At 59.4% G+C, this 17,304-nt stretch carries 14 protein-coding genes; 4 read left to right on the top strand and 10 right to left on the bottom strand.

The annotated features are described in order from the left end of the window. The first annotated feature begins 8 nt into the window (after window positions 1–8). A complete protein-coding gene (locus AB3G88_RS07685) occupies window positions 9–2,699 on the top strand; it encodes a DEAD/DEAH box helicase (protein ID WP_480453583.1) in 2,691 nt (896 codons plus the stop codon). An 80-nt stretch (window positions 2,700–2,779) separates the two neighbouring features. Here AB3G88_RS07685 and nagZ read toward each other — a convergent pair whose 3' ends face one another. Beyond that, window positions 2,780–3,790, bottom strand: coding sequence for a beta-N-acetylhexosaminidase (nagZ, locus tag AB3G88_RS07680; protein ID WP_480453582.1), 1,011 nt, complete (start codon window positions 3,788–3,790; stop codon window positions 2,780–2,782). Window positions 3,791–3,934: 144 nt separating this feature from the next. Then, the gene (locus AB3G88_RS07675) at window positions 3,935–4,642 is read right to left on the bottom strand and encodes a TetR/AcrR family transcriptional regulator (RefSeq protein ID WP_099587429.1); all 708 of its coding nucleotides are present in this window, start codon (window positions 4,640–4,642) and stop codon (window positions 3,935–3,937) included. Window positions 4,643–4,905: 263 nt separating this feature from the next. Between AB3G88_RS07675 and lexA the strand changes: the two genes are divergently transcribed. Beyond that, a complete protein-coding gene (gene lexA, locus AB3G88_RS07670; protein WP_003172575.1) occupies window positions 4,906–5,514 on the top strand; it encodes a transcriptional repressor LexA in 609 nt (202 codons plus the stop codon). Between the two features lie 10 nt (window positions 5,515–5,524). Beyond that, complete coding sequence (gene sulA, locus AB3G88_RS07665; protein ID WP_099587430.1) at window positions 5,525–5,998, top strand: SOS-induced cell division inhibitor SulA; 474 nt, start codon at window positions 5,525–5,527, stop codon at window positions 5,996–5,998. A 107-nt stretch (window positions 5,999–6,105) separates the two neighbouring features. Here sulA and AB3G88_RS07660 read toward each other — a convergent pair whose 3' ends face one another. The 7 genes from AB3G88_RS07660 to AB3G88_RS07630 all read right to left on the bottom strand — a co-directional run bounded on the left by AB3G88_RS07660 (window position 6,106) and on the right by AB3G88_RS07630 (window position 14,570). Beyond that, the gene (locus AB3G88_RS07660) at window positions 6,106–6,339 is read right to left on the bottom strand and encodes a hypothetical protein (RefSeq protein ID WP_032889274.1); all 234 of its coding nucleotides are present in this window, start codon (window positions 6,337–6,339) and stop codon (window positions 6,106–6,108) included. Window positions 6,340–6,457: 118 nt separating this feature from the next. Continuing rightward, a complete protein-coding gene (locus AB3G88_RS07655) occupies window positions 6,458–6,979 on the bottom strand; it encodes a DUF6586 family protein (protein ID WP_191958344.1) in 522 nt (173 codons plus the stop codon). A 248-nt stretch (window positions 6,980–7,227) separates the two neighbouring features. Continuing rightward, window positions 7,228–9,849, bottom strand: coding sequence for a type I DNA topoisomerase (gene topA, locus AB3G88_RS07650; protein WP_095184112.1), 2,622 nt, complete (start codon window positions 9,847–9,849; stop codon window positions 7,228–7,230). Window positions 9,850–9,963: 114 nt separating this feature from the next. Then, window positions 9,964–10,200: a DUF1653 domain-containing protein gene (locus AB3G88_RS07645; RefSeq protein ID WP_112194093.1), complete on the bottom strand. Its 237-nt coding sequence runs from the start codon at window positions 10,198–10,200 to the stop codon at window positions 9,964–9,966. 97 nt (window positions 10,201–10,297) lie between these two features. Next, window positions 10,298–11,473, bottom strand: coding sequence for an acetyl-CoA C-acyltransferase FadA (gene fadA / locus AB3G88_RS07640; protein ID WP_112194091.1), 1,176 nt, complete (start codon window positions 11,471–11,473; stop codon window positions 10,298–10,300). Window positions 11,474–11,502: 29 nt separating this feature from the next. After that, the gene (gene fadB, locus AB3G88_RS07635; protein WP_112194089.1) at window positions 11,503–13,650 is read right to left on the bottom strand and encodes a fatty acid oxidation complex subunit alpha FadB; all 2,148 of its coding nucleotides are present in this window, start codon (window positions 13,648–13,650) and stop codon (window positions 11,503–11,505) included. A gap of 482 nt (window positions 13,651–14,132) precedes the next feature. Next, the gene (locus AB3G88_RS07630) at window positions 14,133–14,570 is read right to left on the bottom strand and encodes a hypothetical protein (protein WP_099587436.1); all 438 of its coding nucleotides are present in this window, start codon (window positions 14,568–14,570) and stop codon (window positions 14,133–14,135) included. A 105-nt stretch (window positions 14,571–14,675) separates the two neighbouring features. Between AB3G88_RS07630 and AB3G88_RS07625 the strand changes: the two genes are divergently transcribed. Further along, window positions 14,676–15,116, top strand: coding sequence for a universal stress protein (locus tag AB3G88_RS07625; protein WP_400527075.1), 441 nt, complete (start codon window positions 14,676–14,678; stop codon window positions 15,114–15,116). Window positions 15,117–15,298: 182 nt separating this feature from the next. On the opposite strand, the gene AB3G88_RS07620 is transcribed toward AB3G88_RS07625, so the two are convergent. Beyond that, entirely contained in the window at window positions 15,299–17,218 is a 1,920-nt protein-coding gene (locus AB3G88_RS07620; protein WP_099587438.1) for an ATP-binding cassette domain-containing protein, read from the bottom strand. Window positions 17,219–17,304 lie beyond the last annotated feature (86 nt).

The following is a 17,304-nucleotide window of genomic DNA, read 5'->3' as shown; positions in this document are numbered from 1 at the left end:
CCAGCGCCATGCCCCAGACGTCGTCGTTGACCAAACCCCTGGCCCCTTCGTGGGCCAATCGCTTCAAAGAGCAGAGCCTGGAGCGCGGGCGACGTTATGCGCTGGAGAATCGGGTACGCATCGTCGAATCCGGTGACAGCACCATCATCGCCAGCTGCGAAGGCTCGGGCGGCAACGTTTACCGACAGACCATCTCGCTGCGCGAATCGGCCAAGGGCTCGCTGATCCTGGTGGACAGCCGCTGCACCTGCCCGGTGCATACCAATTGCAAACATATCGCCGCCGTCTTGCTCAAGGTCCAGGAAACCCTGGCCTACCCGGCCGCCGCCCAGGATGCCGAGCTGCTGGAGAAGCTCCAGGCTGTGCTGGACAACCGCGTGGTGTTACCGCAGGTGGTGATGGAAGATGTGCTGCCGATCCCGCGCCTGTGGCTGGCGAGTGTCGAGTTCAGTGCGTTCGAACCGCGCAACGGCAGGATGCAGCGCTATATTCAGCACCGTGCGGCGCTGTCGTTCAACTACTTGGGCCACTATGTCAGCGGGCAAAAGAACGCCGACATTATCGTACGCCAGGAAACCCAGAGCCTGCGCATCAAGCGCCACCCGGGGCTGGAACAACCCTATCGCGAACAACTGCGCCTGCTGGGCTTCAAGATCGCCACACGCCAGAGCAAGGCACTGCCGGAAAGCGCTGGCGAGCTGTTCGAGATGGTCAATGACAGTGCCTGGCTGAACTTCACCCTCAACGTTTCGCCCACTTTGCGCACCGAAGGTTGGGAGTTGCAGATCGATGAGGATTTCGGTTTCGACCTGAGCACGGTGGACGACTGGTACGCCACCGTCGACGAAGGGCCGGAGCGCGACTGGTTTGACCTGGAACTGGGGATCATCGTCAACGGTGAACGGCTGAGCCTGTTGCCGATTCTGCTGAACCTGATGCGCTCTCACACCGAGATTCTCAACCCGGAGAAACTCGCACGCCGTCGCGATGACGAACTGATCCTGGTGAACATTCCTGGCCTGCCCAACGGCCACGGCCCACTGCAAGTGGCATTGCCTTACGGACGCCTGAAGCCAGTACTGGCGACGCTTGGCGAGTTTTACCTACAGGAAGCCGGCACCACCACGCTGCGCCTGGCCAAGGCCGATGCGATTCGGTTGAACCCGCTGGAAGACCTGCCGCTGCAATGGGAAGGCGGTGAGAAGATCCGCAACTTTGCCCAACGTCTGCGGGATATCAAGGACTTCACCTGCGTCGCGCCCGAAGGGTTGAACGCGACTTTGCGCCCATACCAGCTGGAAGGCCTGAGCTGGATGCAGTCGCTGCGCCAGCTGGACGTCGGCGGTATTCTTGCGGATGACATGGGCCTTGGCAAAACCCTACAGACCTTGGCGCATATCCTCAGCGAAAAGATCGCCGGGCGCCTGGATCGACCGTGCATGGTGGTGATGCCCACCAGCCTGATTCCTAACTGGCTCGACGAGGCAGCCCACTTCACTCCGCAACTCAGGGTGCAAGCCCTGTACGGCGCGACACGTAAGAAACATTTCGCCAATCTGCAGGATTATGACCTGCTGCTTACCACGTACGCGCTGCTGCCAAAGGACATCGACACCCTCGCTGCCCTGCCCTTGCATGTGCTGATCCTCGACGAAGCCCAATACATCAAGAACCCGTCGAGCAAAGCGGCCCAGGCAGCGCGTGAGTTGAATGCACGACAGCGCCTGTGCCTGAGTGGCACGCCGCTGGAAAATCATCTGGGCGAGCTGTGGTCGCTGTTCCACTTCCTGCTGCCGGGCTGGCTGGGCGACGTAAAAAGCTTCAACCGTGACTACCGCGTGCCCATCGAAAAGCGCGCCAGCGAAGTGCGATTGCAGCACCTCAACGGTCGGATAAAACCCTTCCTGTTGCGCCGCACCAAGGAACAAGTGGCGACAGAATTGCCGCCCAAGACCGAAATCATCCACTGGGTCGACCTCAACGAAGCCCAGCGCGATGTGTACGAAACCATGCGCCTGGCCATGGACAAGAAGGTCCGCGACGAGATCACCCGCAAAGGTGTGGCGCGCAGCCAGATCATCATCCTTGAAGCGCTGCTCAAGCTGCGCCAGGTGTGCTGCGACTTGCGCCTGGTCAACGACGCCACCCTGCCCGCCCGTGGCAGCAGCTCGGGCAAGCTCGACAGCCTGCTGGACATGCTCGACGAGCTGTTTGCCGAAGGCCGGCGGATCCTGCTGTTTTCCCAGTTCACCTCGATGCTGAGCCTGATCGAAGTCGAACTGAAAAAGCGCGGCATTGCCTACGCACTGCTCACCGGTCAAACCCGGGATCGGCGCACGCCGGTGAAGGACTTCCAGAGCGGCAAGTTGCAGATTTTTCTGATCAGTTTGAAGGCCGGCGGTGTAGGCCTGAACCTCACAGAAGCAGACACGGTGATCCACTACGACCCGTGGTGGAACCCCGCAACGGAAAACCAGGCGACCGACCGTGCGTATCGCATCGGGCAAGAGAAGCCGGTGTTCGTCTACAAGATGATTGCCCGAGGCACGGTGGAAGAGAAAATCCAGCACCTGCAAAAAGAAAAGTCCGATCTGGCGGCGGGTGTGCTGGATGGACGAACCACCGGGGATTGGCAGTTGGGCAACGAGGATATTGAAGCGTTGTTTGCGCCGCTGCCCAATAAGCAAGAGAAGCGCTGACTGGCGGATCGCCATCGGGGGCAAGCCCCCCACATACAAATGTGGGAGGGGGCTTGCCCCCGATAGAAGCGACTCAGTCTTCAGTCGATCAGTTGAGCATCCCGCAACGCCCTAAGCGCTGCCAACCAGCGCGGATCCTGCTTGTACTCCGCCGAAGCAATCCCTTGCCCGCGCATCCGCGCAATACGGGCAGACGGTGTGACCTTCATCCGCTGCGCCGCAGTCAGGGCAAGCTCGGCTGCTGCACGATCATTGCACACCAGCCCCATGTCACAACCGGCCGTCAATGCCGCTTCGATACGACTGGCCGCATCGCCGACCACATGGGCACCGGCCATGGACAGGTCATCGCTGAAAATCACGCCGTCAAATTGCAGCTCGCCGCGCAGGATGTCCTGCAACCATCGGCGCGAGAAGCCGGCGGGCTGGGCGTCAACCTGTGGGTAGATGACGTGCGCCGGCATCACTGCTGCCAATTGCTTGCTCAGGCGTGCGAAAGGCACCAGGTCATTGGCGCGAATCTGTTCCAGGCTGCGTTCGTCATTGGGAATGGCGACGTGGGAATCGGCCTCAGCCCAACCATGACCCGGAAAGTGCTTGCCCGTGGCGGCCATACCGGCGCTGTTCATGCCACGAATAAAGGCGCCCGCGAGCACGGCGGCACGCTCGGGGTCGCCCTCGAAGGAACGGGTGCCGACCACGGCGCTGCGCTGGTAGTCCAGGTCGAGTACCGGGGCGAAACTCAGGTCCAGGCCGACCGCAAGCACTTCCGTGGCCATGACCCAGCCGCACTGCTCGGCCAAGTATTCAGCGTTGGGGTTGTCCGCCAGCGCGCGCATGGCCGGCAGGCGCACAAATCCCTGGCGCAGGCGCTGTACACGACCGCCTTCCTGATCGACGGCCAGCAGCAGGTCTGGGCGCACGGCACGAATCGCCGCACTCAACTCCCGCACCTGGCGCGGGTGCTCGATATTGCGCGCAAAAATGATCAGGCCGCCCACTTCAGGCTGGCGCAACAAGTGGCGATCCTCGGCCGTCAGCCAGGTACCGGCAACGTCGACCATCAAAGAACCTTGCAGGGCAGCAGTCATAAACCTTCCTTAAATAACGCACACAACCCGTTGCCCTTGCTTCACGCGATAAGCGCAGCAAGCACAACGGGTTGCGAGTAAATAGCTGAATTCGACATGGCGGCTAGCTTAGCGGATGCAAGCTGCCGCGCACACCCGGCACCGTCAAACCTTGGCGGGGGCTGGTGCAGATTTGCTGCGTGGGCGCAGTTGCGCGGCGGCCATGCCAGGGTCGGTCACGCCGGTCTCGGCGCGCATGCCTGCGGCGAGAAACGGCACCATCAGGCGCATGACCTGTTCGATGGAGGTGTTAACGCCGAAATCGGTCTCGGCAATCGCACGCAATGCCTTGATCCCGGACATGCTGAACGCTGCCGCACCGAGCATGAAGTGCACGCGCCAGAACAGTTCGATAGGAGGAATACGCGGCGCCGCTTCGTTGACCAGCAACATGTAGCGACGGAAAACCTTGCCGTACATGTCTTCCAGGTAGCGCCGCAAGTGGCCTTGGCTCTGGCTGAACGCCAGGCCTAGAAGCCGCATGAAGATCGACAGGTCGTTACCGCTGCGAGGCTGAACCACCAGGGCCTGCTCGACGAGGATCTCCAGCAGCTCTTCGAGGCTGGGTTTGTGGTCGGCCTTGGCTTGGCGACGCTCAAGTTCACGATCGAGACTGGCGCAGAACGGCCCCAGGAAGCGCGAGAACACCGCCTGGATCAGGGCTTTTTTCGAGCCGAAATGGTAGTTCACGGCAGCGAGGTTGACCCCGGCCTTGCTGGTGATCAGCCGCAATGAAGTTTCAGCAAATCCTTTTTCCGCGAACAATTGCTCGGCAGCATCGAGAATGCGTTCAACGGTTTCCGACTGGGCCATGACTACTCCGCCTGACAAACACTTGTTTGAAACATACGTTTCAGGGTGTGTCTTGTCAAGCCTGCGGGTTCGCTTTCCGGCCGGGTAGTCATCTATTTCATCACTATTTAATCACATCCTTACGGGTCTGTAGGCAGCGCTATCTCTGCGCTGTAGGAAGGATGGCGAACGACCGTCCAGCGGAGGCGAACAAAAGGATGATTGCCAAGCGCAGTCCACTGTATATAATCCCAGTCACTGTATAAAAAGACAGAGCGATCAACATGCTAAAACTGACGCCACGCCAAGCTGAGATTCTGGCTTTTATCAAGCGCTGCCTCGATGACAACGGCTACCCGCCGACACGAGCCGAAATTGCGCTGGAACTGGGGTTCAAGTCCCCCAACGCCGCTGAAGAACACCTCAAGGCCCTCGCTCGCAAAGGCGCGATCGAGATGACGCCCGGTGCCTCGCGCGGTATTCGTATCCCTGGCTTCGAAGCCAAGGCCGACGAATCGACACTCCCGATCATCGGCCGTGTTGCCGCTGGTGCGCCGATCCTGGCACAGCAGCACGTCGAGGAGTCCTGCAACATCAACCCCACCTTCTTCCATCCGCGTGCCGACTACCTGTTGCGGGTACACGGCATGAGCATGAAAGACGTGGGCATCTTTGATGGCGACCTGCTGGCCGTCCACACCACCCGCGAAGCCCGTAATGGCCAGATCGTCGTCGCTCGCATCGGCGATGAAGTCACCGTTAAACGCTTCAAGCGCGAAGGCAGCAAGGTCTGGCTCCTGGCTGAGAACCCTGAGTTCGCTCCAATTGAAGTGAACCTGAAAGATCAGGACCTGGTGATCGAAGGCTTGAGCGTCGGCGTCATTCGCCGCTAGAGGAGGCACCATGCAGCTCATACACACCCCACAACACACTCAACTGTCGCTGTTCGAGGCCTTTATGGCCCAACCCCTTTCGCCCATTCTCAAGGAAACGGTCGAGGCGCCCTGGAGCGCCGAACCCGAGGCGTTCAGTGAACTGTCGTTGCGCGGTGCGGCTGGGAGCTGCCTGAGCCTATTGGCGCCGATTCTTCGTGATCTGAGCGAAGAGCAGGATGCACGCTGGCTGACCCTGATCGCCCCACCCGCCAGCCTGACCCAGGCCTGGCTACGGGACGCCGGTCTTAACCGTGAGCGTATCCTGCTGCTACAACCGCGTGGTGCGCAAAGTGCGCAGCAGTTGACATGTGAGGCGTTGCGCCTGGGTCGTAGTCATACGGTGGTGAGCTGGCTGAACCCGCTGAATGCGGCAGCCAAGCAGCAATTGGTCAGCGCAGCACGCACGGGCGATGCACAGAGTTTGAATATTCGATTGGGATAAAAGGCCAGGCCTTATAAGGGAACGGAGCGGGCTTCTGTGGTGAGCATGCTCATTATGGTGAGCCCGCTCACCACAGAAGCCCGCTCACCACAACAGCGAACCCACATTCAGTGGAGAACCCGCGAACCATCCTCTTTTTCCGGTTCGCCTTCCGCCAGGCGGCCAGCCATCTGCACTCCCACGCTCAACATGGCTTTTGCCACTTCCACGTGTTGGCCTTGCAGGAACGCTTTTGCGTCCTCGGAAAAATCCAGGATAACCAGAGAACCCTCGTCCTCAGCCCGGCGCAGCTCGATTCGGCCGTCAGGCAACTCAACAATTTCCAGAAAGGACGTAGGCATAAAAGTCTGTTCTCCACCAAAGGCCGGGATTATATCAGTCATCCTCCCAGCCTCGTTGAGGTTCTGGCGAGGTTTCTTTACAGCTTGATGAACGGTGCTTTCTGCGCCCGCCCAAGCTTCAACACTCGTTCAGGCCTTCACGAAAGCGCAGCGCCATCTTTTTCAGCTCCTGACGCCAGCCTTCCAACTCTTCCCGGCCCAGCGGCTTCGGCTCGTCCTCTTCCAGCGCAATTGCCACGATCAACGGCTGAGTCACATCCCCCTTAGGTACGTGGGGAACACGCGGCGGCTGGAACATATCGGCATGGGCCTTGAGCAGGCGCGCCACCCAGCTGTCAGGGCTCTGGGCCATTTCTACCAGTTCCGACAGCTCAGGAATCGCCATGCTCTCCAGCACTTCACGGTTCATGATCATTTCCGCACGGGGCGAACCGGCCTGTGGCAAACGGTAGAAGCCGGCGATTTCATGACACAGCCCCAGCAACGCGCCGTACAGGTGAAATAAAGCTGCTTCACGCCCCGCCTGGACCAACGCGATAGCATTCATCTCCTTCCCTTCCTCGGCACGGCCAAGGGCTTCCAGGGACAAACCCGCGAAGTAAATTTTCTGATTGGTACGGGTATAGAGTTCGTTGGCCATGACGGCAAATCTCCACAACGAATAGGCGTGATGCTGGCTGAACAGTGTCACGGATCAGCCGAGTCGACTGCAAGTGCCACGAACGGCTGCTTACGTGAGAAGGAACTTCACTTACACAAACACGCCGATGCAAATGTGGGAGGGGGCTTGCTCCCGATAGAGGTCTATCAGCCGACATGTGTCTGACTGATGCACCGCTATCGGGGGCAAGCCCCCTCCCACATTGGATCTTCGGGGTATTCGGCGGATCAAGCGCCCTGGCGCTTGTCTTCGACCTTCCACTTGCCGCCGTCGTAGAACGCTTTCCAGCCGGTAGGCTTGCCGTCCACTTCGGTCTGCACGTACTGCTCCTTGGTCTTGCGGCTGTAGCGGATCACGGCTGGACGACCATCCGGGTCCTTCTTCGGCGCTTCACACAGGAAGTGGTACTTAGGATCGATCTCGTCCTTGTGCGGCACGATCTCCAGCACCAACGGCGCACGGGTCTCGCGGTTTTTCGGGAACTGGCTCGCCGCCAGGAACAACCCCGAGGCGCCGTCACGCAGGATATAAGTGTCGTTGACCTTCTCGCACTTGAGTTCAGGCATCTTCACCGGGTCCATCTTCGGCGGCGCTGCGTCACCGCTTTTCAGCAGTTTGCGGGTGTTCTTGCAGGTCGGATTGGTGCAGCCGAAGAACTTGCCGAAACGACCGGTCTTGAGCTGCATCTCGCTGCCGCACTTGTCGCATTCCAGGCTCGGACCTTCGTAGCCCTTGATGCGGTAAGTGCCCTCTTCGATCTCGTAGCCGTTGCAATCCGGGTTGTTACCGCAGATGTGCAGCTTGTGCTTCTCGTCCAGCAGGTAGGCGTCCATCGCCGTGCTGCAGATCGGGCAACGGTGCTTGCCACGCAATACCAGCGACTCGGACTCACCCTCGTCGTCGGCCGCGATTTCATCACCAGGGACCAGGTTGACCGTGGCCTTGCAGCGCTCTTTCGGCGGCAGGCTGTAGCCCGAGCAACCGAGGAACACGCCGGTGGACGCGGTACGAATCTGCATCGGACGGCCACAGGTCTGGCACGGGATGTCAGTCATTACCGGCTGGTTGGCACGCATGCCGCTCTCAGGGCTTTCAGCTACCTCAAGTTTCTTCTTGAAGTCGCCGTAGAACTCGTCGAGTACGTTTTTCCAGTCGCGTTCGCCCTGGGCCACGTCATCGAGGTTCTCTTCCATGCCGGCGGTGAAGCCGTAGTCCATCAGGTTCGAGAAGCTCTCGGACAGGCGCTCAGTCACGATGTCGCCCATCTTTTCCGAATAGAAACGACGGTTGTGCAGCGCGACGTATCCACGGTCCTGGATGGTCGAGATGATCGCCGCATAGGTCGAAGGACGGCCGATACCGCGCTTTTCCATCTCCTTGACCAGGCTGGCTTCCGAATAACGCGCCGGCGGCTTGGTGAAGTGCTGGGACGGGTCGAGCTTGATCAGCTTCAACGTGTCGCCCTGGGCCATGTCCGGCAACACATCGTCGTCACCCGGCTTGGCGATTTGCGGCATTACGCGGGTGTAACCGTCGAACTTGAGGATACGGCCCTTGGCACGCAGCTCGAAGTCACCAGCACCCACGCTGACGGTCGTCGACAGGTATTGCGCCGGCAGCATCTGGCAGGCCAGGAACTGGCGCCAGATCAGCTCGTAGAGGCGCTCAGCGTCGCGCTCCATGCCGCTCAGCTTGCTTGGCTCGGTGTTGGCGTCGGAAGGACGAATCGCTTCGTGAGCCTCCTGGGCGCCTTCCTTGCTGCTGTAGACGTTCGGCTTTTCCGGCAGGTACTTCTTGCCGAACTCGCTTTCAATATACGTGCGCGCCATCGCCACCGCGTCTTGCGACAGGTTGGTGGAGTCAGTACGCATATAAGTGATGTAGCCGGCTTCGTACAGACGCTGGGCCATCATCATGGTTTTCTTCACACCAAAGCCCAGGCGGTTGCTCGCGGCCTGTTGCAGGGTGGAAGTAATGAAGGGTGCCGACGGCTTGCTGCTGGTCGGTTTGTCTTCGCGCTTGACGATGCTGTAGCTGGACGCCTTGAGCTTTTCCAGCGCGGCCATGGCCTGGGCTTCGTTCAGCGGCTTGAAGGCTTCGCCTTTCTCGCGGGCCACTTCAAAACGGACGTTGTTGCCCTTGGCAGTACCGAGGTCGGCGTGGACTTCCCAATATTCCTCAGGGTTGAACGCACGGATCTCGCGCTCACGCTCCACCACCAGCTTGACCGCTACCGATTGCACACGGCCGGCGGACAGGCCACGGGCGATCTTCGCCCACAGCAGAGGCGAGACCATGTAACCCACGACGCGGTCGAGGAAACGACGGGCCTGTTGGGCGTTGACGCGGTCAATGTCCAGTTCACCTGGCTTGGAGAAGGCTTCCTGGATGGCTTTCTTGGTGATTTCGTTGAACACCACACGCTTGTAGCGGCTGTCGTCACCGCCAATGGCTTCCCGCAGGTGCCAGGCAATGGCTTCCCCTTCGCGGTCCAAGTCCGTTGCGAGATAGATGGTGTCAGCATCCTTGGCGAGCCGGCGCAGCTCTTCGATGACCTTTTCCTTGCCCGGAAGGATTTCGTACTTGGCCTTCCAGCCATGATCCGGGTCCACACCCATGCGCGAGACCAGCTGCTTGCGCGCTTTCTCTTTTGGCGTGAGCACCGGGCCTTCGCCCGCAGCCGCCTTGCCGCGCTTGGCGGCAGGCTCCTTGCTGGCGCTAGCCGAACCGCTGGTGGGCAGGTCTCGGATATGGCCGATACTCGACTTCACCACGTACTCGTTACCCAAGTACTTGTTGATGGTCTTGGCCTTAGCCGGGGATTCCACAATGACCAGCGATTTGCCCATGGATCGGAAAATTCCTGAATTCGAGAAGTGAAAGGCAGTTGGCGCCTGACGCGGCAACGCTATATATAGTGGCAACAAGGTGAGGTCAAGCGCAGCATTCTGCGCGGCCTGCCGTTATTGCCCTGAAAAAAGACTGGGTTCGGCCTGGACCAAAGCAAAGCGCGGGACCTGTTCGCCGTCAACTTCGACGGTCTCCAGGAACATGCTCAAGGGGCGTACCCAAAAGCCGTATTCACCATACAGCGCTTGGTAGAACACCACTTCTTCTTCAGTTTCAGAGTGCCGTGCCACATTAAAAACGCGGTACTGCGGCCCCTTATAATGTTGGTAGAGCCCTGGTTCAACTTTCATGCTCTGGCCCTCTTACAAAATTTGTTAAAAAAAAAATACAAGACCACCCAAAAACAAAAACCGGGGCACTGGGCCCCGGCTTCCGTCAACTCAACGCTTAGACGCGTTCGAAGACGGTGGAAATGCCTTGGCCGAGACCAATGCACATGGTGGCAACCCCAAGGTTGCCGCCATTTTGCTTCATCACGTTAAGCAAAGTGCCGGAAATACGTGCACCGGAGCAACCGAATGGGTGGCCCAGGGCAATCGCACCGCCGTGCAGGTTAACCTTCTCATTCATCTTGTCGAGTACTTTCAAATCTTTCAGCACTGGCAGGGCCTGTGCGGCGAAAGCTTCGTTGAGCTCGAAGAAGTCGATATCGGAGATGGTCAGGCCCGCGCGCTTCAAGGCTTTTTGTGTGGCCGGTACTGGACCATAGCCCATGATTGCCGGGTCCACACCCGCCACGGCCATCGAACGGATCACCGCCAGTGGCTGGATGCCCAGGTCCTGGGCACGCTGCGCCGACATCACGATCATGCATGAAGCACCATCGGTGATTTGCGACGAAGTGCCGGCTGTCACGGTGCCGCCCTTTGGATTGAAGGCAGGTTTCAAGGCTGCCAGGCTTTCCAGGGTGGTATCCGGACGAATGGTTTCGTCGTAGTCGAACAGTTTCAGGAAACCGTTCTCGTCGTAGCCGTTCATCGGGATGATTTCATCCTTGAACTTGCCTTCCACCGTCGCCTTGTGGGCGAGTTGGTGGGAGCGTACGCCGAACGCGTCCTGGGCTTCGCGGGTGATGCCGTGCATTTTGCCGAGCATTTCCGCGGTGAGGCCCATCATGCCCGAGGCTTTCGCCGCGTAGAGGGACATGTGCGGGTTAGGATCAACGCCGTGCATCATGCTGACGTGGCCCATGTGCTCCACACCACCGACCACGAACACATCACCGTTGCCGGTCATGATCGCCTGGGCGGCGGTGTGCAGCGCGCTCATCGACGAACCGCACAGGCGGCTGACGGTCTGGCCCGCCGCAGTGTGCGGGATCTGGGTCATCAAGGAGGCCATGCGCGCGATGTTCCAGCCCTGCTCCAGGGTCTGGTTGACGCAGCCCCAGATCACGTCCTCGACTTCGTTCGGGTCGACCTTGACGTTGCGTTCCAGCACTTTGCTGATCAGGTGCGCGGACATGTCTTCAGCGCGGGTGTTGCGGTGCATGCCGCCCTTGGAGCGGCCCATCGGCGTGCGACCGAAGTCGACAATCACCACGTCTCTTGGATTCAAGCTCATAAATATTCTCGCTCTAGTCGTCTGGGCGCTTAACCGAAGAAGCTCTGGCCATTCTTGGCCATTTCACGCAGCTTCGCGGTCGGGTGGTACAGCGGGCCCAGATCAGCGTATTGATCAGCCAGGGCAACGAATTCAGCCACACCGATCGAGTCGATGTAACGCAGCGCACCGCCACGGAATGGAGGGAAGCCAATACCGTACACCAGGCCCATATCGGCTTCGGCGGCGGTCTCGACGATGCCGTCTTCCAGGCAGCGCACGGTTTCCAGGCACAGGGCGATCATCATCCAGTTGATGATGTCCTCGTCGGACACCTCACGCTGTTCGTAGATGACCGGCGCGAGCACTTCGTGCACCGATGGATCGGCGACTTTCTTCTGCTTGCCCTTCTTGTCCGCCTCGTAGGCGTAGAAGCCCTTGCCATTCTTCTGGCCCAGGCGCTTGGCCTCGTACAGCGCATCGATCGCCGAGCGGCGGTCGTCTTTCATGCGGTCCGGGAAGCCTTCAGCCATTACGTCGCGACCGTGGTGGCCGGTGTCGATGCCGACCACGTCCATCAGGTACGCCGGGCCCATTGGCCAGCCGAATTTTTCCATGACTTTGTCGATACGCACGAAGTCCACACCGGCGCTGACCAGCTTGGCGAAACCGCCGAAGTACGGGAACAGCACGCGGTTGACCAGGAAGCCCGGGCAGTCGTTGACCACGATCGGGTTCTTGCCCATTTTCTTGGCGTAGGCCACGGTGGTGGCAACGGCCAGTTCGCTGGACTTCTCGCCACGGATCACTTCCACCAGCGGCATCATGTGCACCGGGTTGAAGAAGTGCATGCCGACGAAGTTTTCCGGACGCTTGAGGGCCTTGGCCAGCAGCGAGATGGAAATGGTCGAGGTGTTCGACGCCAGGATCGTGTCGTCTTTGACGTGGCTTTCAACTTCAGCCAGTACCGCCTGCTTGACCTTCGGGTTCTCGACAACGGCCTCGACGACCAAGTCGACATGGCCGAAATCGCCGTAGGACAGCGTAGGACGAATACCGTTAAGCACTTCGGCCATTTTTGCAGCGGTCATGCGACCTTTATCAACGCGACCTACCAGCAGCTTGGCCGCTTCGGCCAGGCCTTGCTCGATACCGTGCTCGTTGATGTCCTTCATCAGGATCGGCGTGCCTTTGGACGCCGACTGATAGGCGATACCGCCGCCCATGATACCGGCGCCGAGTACGGCGGCCTGTTTCACGTCCTTGGCGATTTCGTCGTAGGCCTTGGCCTTTTTCTTCAGTTCTTGATCATTCAGGAACAGGCCGATCAGGCTTTGGGCCGCCGAGGTTTTCGCCAGTTTGACGAAGCCTGCCGCTTCTACTTCCAGTGCCTTGTCGCGACCGAAGTTCGCGGCTTTCTGGATGGTCTTGATCGCTTCAACCGGCGCCGGGTAGTTCGGGCCGGCCTGGCCAGCCACGAAACCTTTGGCGGTTTCGAACGACATCATTTGTTCGATGGCGTTGAGCTTGAGTTTTTCCAGCTTCGGCTGACGCTTGGCCTTGTAGTCAAATTCGCCGCTGATGGCGCCCTTGATCAGGTCAAGTGCAGCTTCGGCCAGTTTGTCTGGGGCAACCACGGCGTCGACAGCGCCGACTTTCAGCGCGTCCTCAGCACGGTTTTCCTTGCCTGCGGCAATCCATTCGATGGCGTTGTCGGCCCCGATCAGGCGCGGCAGACGTACGGTGCCGCCGAAACCTGGGTAGATGCCCAGCTTGACTTCAGGCAAGCCGATCTTGGCAGTGGCCGACATGACGCGGAAGTCTGCGGCCAGGCACATTTCGAAGCCGCCGCCCAGCGCGATGCCATTGATCGCGGCAACGGTCGGTACGTTGAGGTCTTCGAAATCGCTGAAAATCTTGTTGGCTTCGAGGTTGCCAGCCACCAGCTCGGCATCGGGCAGCTTGAAGTTGTCGACGAATTCGGTGATGTCAGCGCCGACGATAAACACGTCCTTGCCGCTGGAAACGATCACGCCCTTGACCGAAGCATCTGCTTTGATGGTGTCTACGGCCTGACGCAGTTCGTTCAGGGTTAGACGGTTGAACTTGTTGACGGACTCACCCTTGAGGTCGAATTTCAATTCGACGATGCCACTTTCAAGAGCCTTAACCGTGATGGCTTTACCTTCGTAAATCATCAACTGATCTCCACGATATGGAAGCTGAACAGTACACATTGGACGCTGGCCTCTGGTTGGACACTGGCCGCTAGGTCAATGCTCACTCCAATCCGCCAGGCACACCCGCCAATGCGATAGTCGGGATGCATGTATGAGCGGTCTGACAGACAAACGCTCAATTCATACGCCCGTTTGATTTGGGTACGCCACCTTCATCCAATTCCAGGCAATTGTCAATCGCTCGAAAGGCTAGGAAAAACGCGACTTTCCAGTCATTTCAGAACCCCAACCATAGGCCCACGCTTCGCCAATATTCAAACATTCACGAAATCAATTATAGGAAAGATGTGGGAAAAGACTGTACAGAACGGGATATCCGGCTAGGCTAGCCGCAACCGTAACGCGCCTGGATGAACATCCGACGCGGCAACCAGAGATTTACCGGCCTGCCTGGCCAACTCCAGCCCGATGATGATGTCGGGCTTTTTATTGCCTGGCTTTCATGCCAACGCCTTGAGCAGTGCATCAATGGCGAGCAGATCACTCGCTTCGCCCTTCTCGCCCCAATACAGGGCGATCATCTGCTTGTCAGCCTCGACTTTGTAGACGTTGGCCGGCAGCGTTGCAAAATACGGCAACAACTTCTCGTCCTCACAGACTTCGCGCCACTGGTTGACCCACATCCCCGGCTCCAATTGCCAGTAGCTCCAGATGGCCGGCGTGCTGCCACGCCGTGGCCGGCAGTACTGCGCGCAGGGGCTCGGCGGCTCCTGTTTGAGCCAGTGCGGCCACTCCTGGGGTGCCAACTGCATGGCCAGCCCGATGCGGCGCGCCTCCATGCGCAGGGCCATCCGCCCGCTCTGATGGCGCGACGGGCGCAGCCATGCCAAAGGGCTCAGAACCACCACAAGGATTGACACCACTATCCAGACCGTCATATGTGTACTCCCGAATTTCTAGATGAGCGGATTTGACCGGATACAACCCGATCCGCTTGAAAGCAGCCATACTTAATTTATTGCAGTCCCCTGGAGGAACGCCTCATGCCCTACCAACATATTCTGGTCGCTGTCGACCTGACCGAAGAGTGCGATCCAGTGATCAAGCGCGCGCAGGAATCCGCGATTGCCAATGGCGCCAAACTGTCGCTGGTGCATATCGTCGAGCCCATGGCCATGGCCTTTGGCGGTGACGTGCCGATGGACCTTTCCCAGTTGCAGCAACAACAATTTGACCAGGCCAAGGAGCGCCTGGACCGTTTGATTCTTAAATACCCGCACCTGAAAAAGGAAGACTGCCACCTGACATACGGCCAACCGCGCCAGGAAATCCATCACTTGGCCAAGGAAGAGGCTTGCGACTTGATCGTGGTGGGTAGCCATGGTCGTCACGGCTTGGCGTTGTTGCTGGGTTCTACTGCCAATGATGTGCTGCACGGCGCGCCGTGCGATGTGCTGGCCGTGAAGCTTGTAAAAACCTCATAAGGCGAATGAGGACCAAATGTGGGAGGGAGCTTGCCCCTGATAGCAGTCTGTCAGTTGATACATTTGGAGACTGATACACCGCCATCGGGGGCAAGCCCCCTCCCACATTTGAACTGCATTTCATATGAAAAACCCGGTGTTCATACTAGTGAACACCGGGTTTTTTATTGCATGCGGATCACTCAGGCATCCAGCTCGGCCCAACGCTCCATCAACACTTCCAGTTCCTGGTTCAGCGCCTCCAGGGAAGCAATGACCTTGGCAGTTTCCGCTGCCGGACGCAGATAGAAACCCGCATCAGCCATGTCCGCTTCAACAGCAGCAATCTGCTTTTCCTTGGCGTCGATATCACCCGGCAACGCTTCCAGCTCGCGCTGCAGCTTGTAGCTGAGCTTCTTCTTGGCCGCCGGCGCAGCTTCGGGTGCAGGAGCCGCGGCGGCAACCGGTGTTACCACCGCCGAGGTCAAGTCGGCCTTGCCGGACTTGCTCTCGGTCACGCCCAACAGGCGCGGTGAACCGCCCTGGCGCAGCCAGTCCTGATAACCACCGACGTATTCGCGAACCTTGCCTTCACCTTCGAAGACCAGGGTGCTGGTAACCACGTTGTCGAGGAATGCCCGGTCGTGGCTGACCATCAGCACGGTGCCGTTGAAGGTCAACAGGACCTCTTCCAGCAGTTCGAGGGTTTCTACGTCGAGGTCGTTGGTTGGTTCGTCGAGTACCAGCAGGTTGGCCGGCTTGCTGAACAGCTTCGCCAGCAGCAGGCGTGCGCGCTCACCACCGGACAACGCTTTGACCGGCGTACGTGCACGCTGCGGGCTGAACAGGAAGTCGCCCAGGTAACTCAACACATGGCGGCTCTGGCCGTCGATATCGATAAAGTCGCGGCCTTCCGCCACGTTATCGATCACGGTTTTTTCCAGGTCCAACTGATGGCGCAACTGGTCGAAGTAGGCCACGTCGATGCGCGTGCCCTCTTCGACTTTACCACTGGTCGGTTGCAGGCCATTAAGCATCAGCTTGAGCAAGGTGGTCTTGCCGGTACCGTTGGCGCCCAGCAGACCGATACGGTCGCCGCGAGCCAGGACCATGGAGAAGTCCTTGATCAGGAACGGGCCATCCGGGTGATGGAAGCTGACGTTCTCCAGCACCATCACCTGCTTGCCCGACTTGTCGGCGGTATCCAGCTGGATATTGGCCTTGCCGGTACGCTCGCGACGTTCGCTGCGCTCAACGCGCAGGGCTTTCAGCGCGCGTACACGGCCTTCGTTACGGGTGCGGCGGGCCTTGATGCCCTGGCGGATCCAGACTTCTTCCTGGGCCAGCTTTTTATCGAACAGGGCGTTGGCGGTTTCTTCAGCCGACAGCGCCGCTTCCTTGTGCACCAGGAAGCTGGCGTAGTCGCCGTTCCAGTCGATCAGGCCACCACGGTCCAGTTCGAGGATGCGCGTGGCAAGGCTCTGCAGGAAGGCACGGTCGTGCGTGATGAACAGCACGGCGCCCTGGAAGTCCTTGATGGCTTCTTCAAGCCAGGCAATGGCGCCGATGTCCAGGTGGTTGGTGGGCTCGTCGAGCAGCAGCAAATCCGGTTCGGACACCAATGCCTGGGCCAGCAGCACGCGGCGACGCCAGCCGCCGGACAATTCGGCGAGAGTCTTGTCGGCAGGCAGTTGCAGGCGGCTCAGGGTGCTGTCGACCAGTTGCTGCAGGCGCCAGCCGTCACGGGCTTCGAGGTCCTGCTGGACGTGCATCAGCTTGTCCAGGTCTTCCTCGGTGACGCAGTTCTGCGCCAGGTGATGGTATTGCGCTAGCAACTCACCCACGCCGTCCAGGCCTTCGGCAACCACGTCGAACACTGTCCGTCCGTCGGCCACCGGCAATTCTTGCGGCAATTCGCCAATCTTGAGGCCTGGGGCGCGCCAGACAGAGCCGTCATCGGGCTTCTGGTCGCCTTTGACCAGCTTCATCATGCTGGACTTGCCGGTGCCGTTGCGGCCGATGATGCACACCCGCTCACCACGGGCGATCTGCCAGGACACCTTGTCCAACAACGGCATAGCGCCGAAAGCAAGGGACACATCGCTGAATTTGAGCAGGGTCATACGCTTCTCCAAAAACTGGGCGCGCATTCTACCTGACTTGAGGGTGGGATGCGGCCAGCATTTTCAAGGCCGACACGTTCTGTAGG

The sequence above is a fragment of the Pseudomonas arvensis genome, from assembly GCF_056688935.1.
This window is presented reverse-complemented; position numbering and strand designations above follow the sequence as displayed.

Bases quoted from the DNA above. Each gene is read 5' to 3' on its own strand.
- AB3G88_RS07685 (WP_480453583.1), top strand. From the start codon at position 9: ATGCCCCAGACGTCGTCGTTGACCAAACCCCTGGCCCCTTCGTGGGCC.
- nagZ (WP_480453582.1), bottom strand. From the start codon at position 3,790: ATGACTGCTGCCCTGCAAGGTTCTTTGATGGTCGACGTTGCCGGTACC.
- AB3G88_RS07675 (WP_099587429.1), bottom strand. From the start codon at position 4,642: ATGGCCCAGTCGGAAACCGTTGAACGCATTCTCGATGCTGCCGAGCAA.
- lexA (WP_003172575.1), top strand. From the start codon at position 4,906: ATGCTAAAACTGACGCCACGCCAAGCTGAGATTCTGGCTTTTATCAAG.
- sulA (WP_099587430.1), top strand. From the start codon at position 5,525: ATGCAGCTCATACACACCCCACAACACACTCAACTGTCGCTGTTCGAG.
- AB3G88_RS07660 (WP_032889274.1), bottom strand. From the start codon at position 6,339: ATGCCTACGTCCTTTCTGGAAATTGTTGAGTTGCCTGACGGCCGAATC.
- AB3G88_RS07655 (WP_191958344.1), bottom strand. From the start codon at position 6,979: ATGGCCAACGAACTCTATACCCGTACCAATCAGAAAATTTACTTCGCG.
- topA (WP_095184112.1), bottom strand. From the start codon at position 9,849: ATGGGCAAATCGCTGGTCATTGTGGAATCCCCGGCTAAGGCCAAGACC.
- AB3G88_RS07645 (WP_112194093.1), bottom strand. From the start codon at position 10,200: ATGAAAGTTGAACCAGGGCTCTACCAACATTATAAGGGGCCGCAGTAC.
- fadA (WP_112194091.1), bottom strand. From the start codon at position 11,473: ATGAGCTTGAATCCAAGAGACGTGGTGATTGTCGACTTCGGTCGCACG.
- fadB (WP_112194089.1), bottom strand. From the start codon at position 13,650: ATGATTTACGAAGGTAAAGCCATCACGGTTAAGGCTCTTGAAAGTGGC.
- AB3G88_RS07630 (WP_099587436.1), bottom strand. From the start codon at position 14,570: ATGACGGTCTGGATAGTGGTGTCAATCCTTGTGGTGGTTCTGAGCCCT.
- AB3G88_RS07625 (WP_400527075.1), top strand. From the start codon at position 14,676: ATGCCCTACCAACATATTCTGGTCGCTGTCGACCTGACCGAAGAGTGC.
- AB3G88_RS07620 (WP_099587438.1), bottom strand. From the start codon at position 17,218: ATGACCCTGCTCAAATTCAGCGATGTGTCCCTTGCTTTCGGCGCTATG.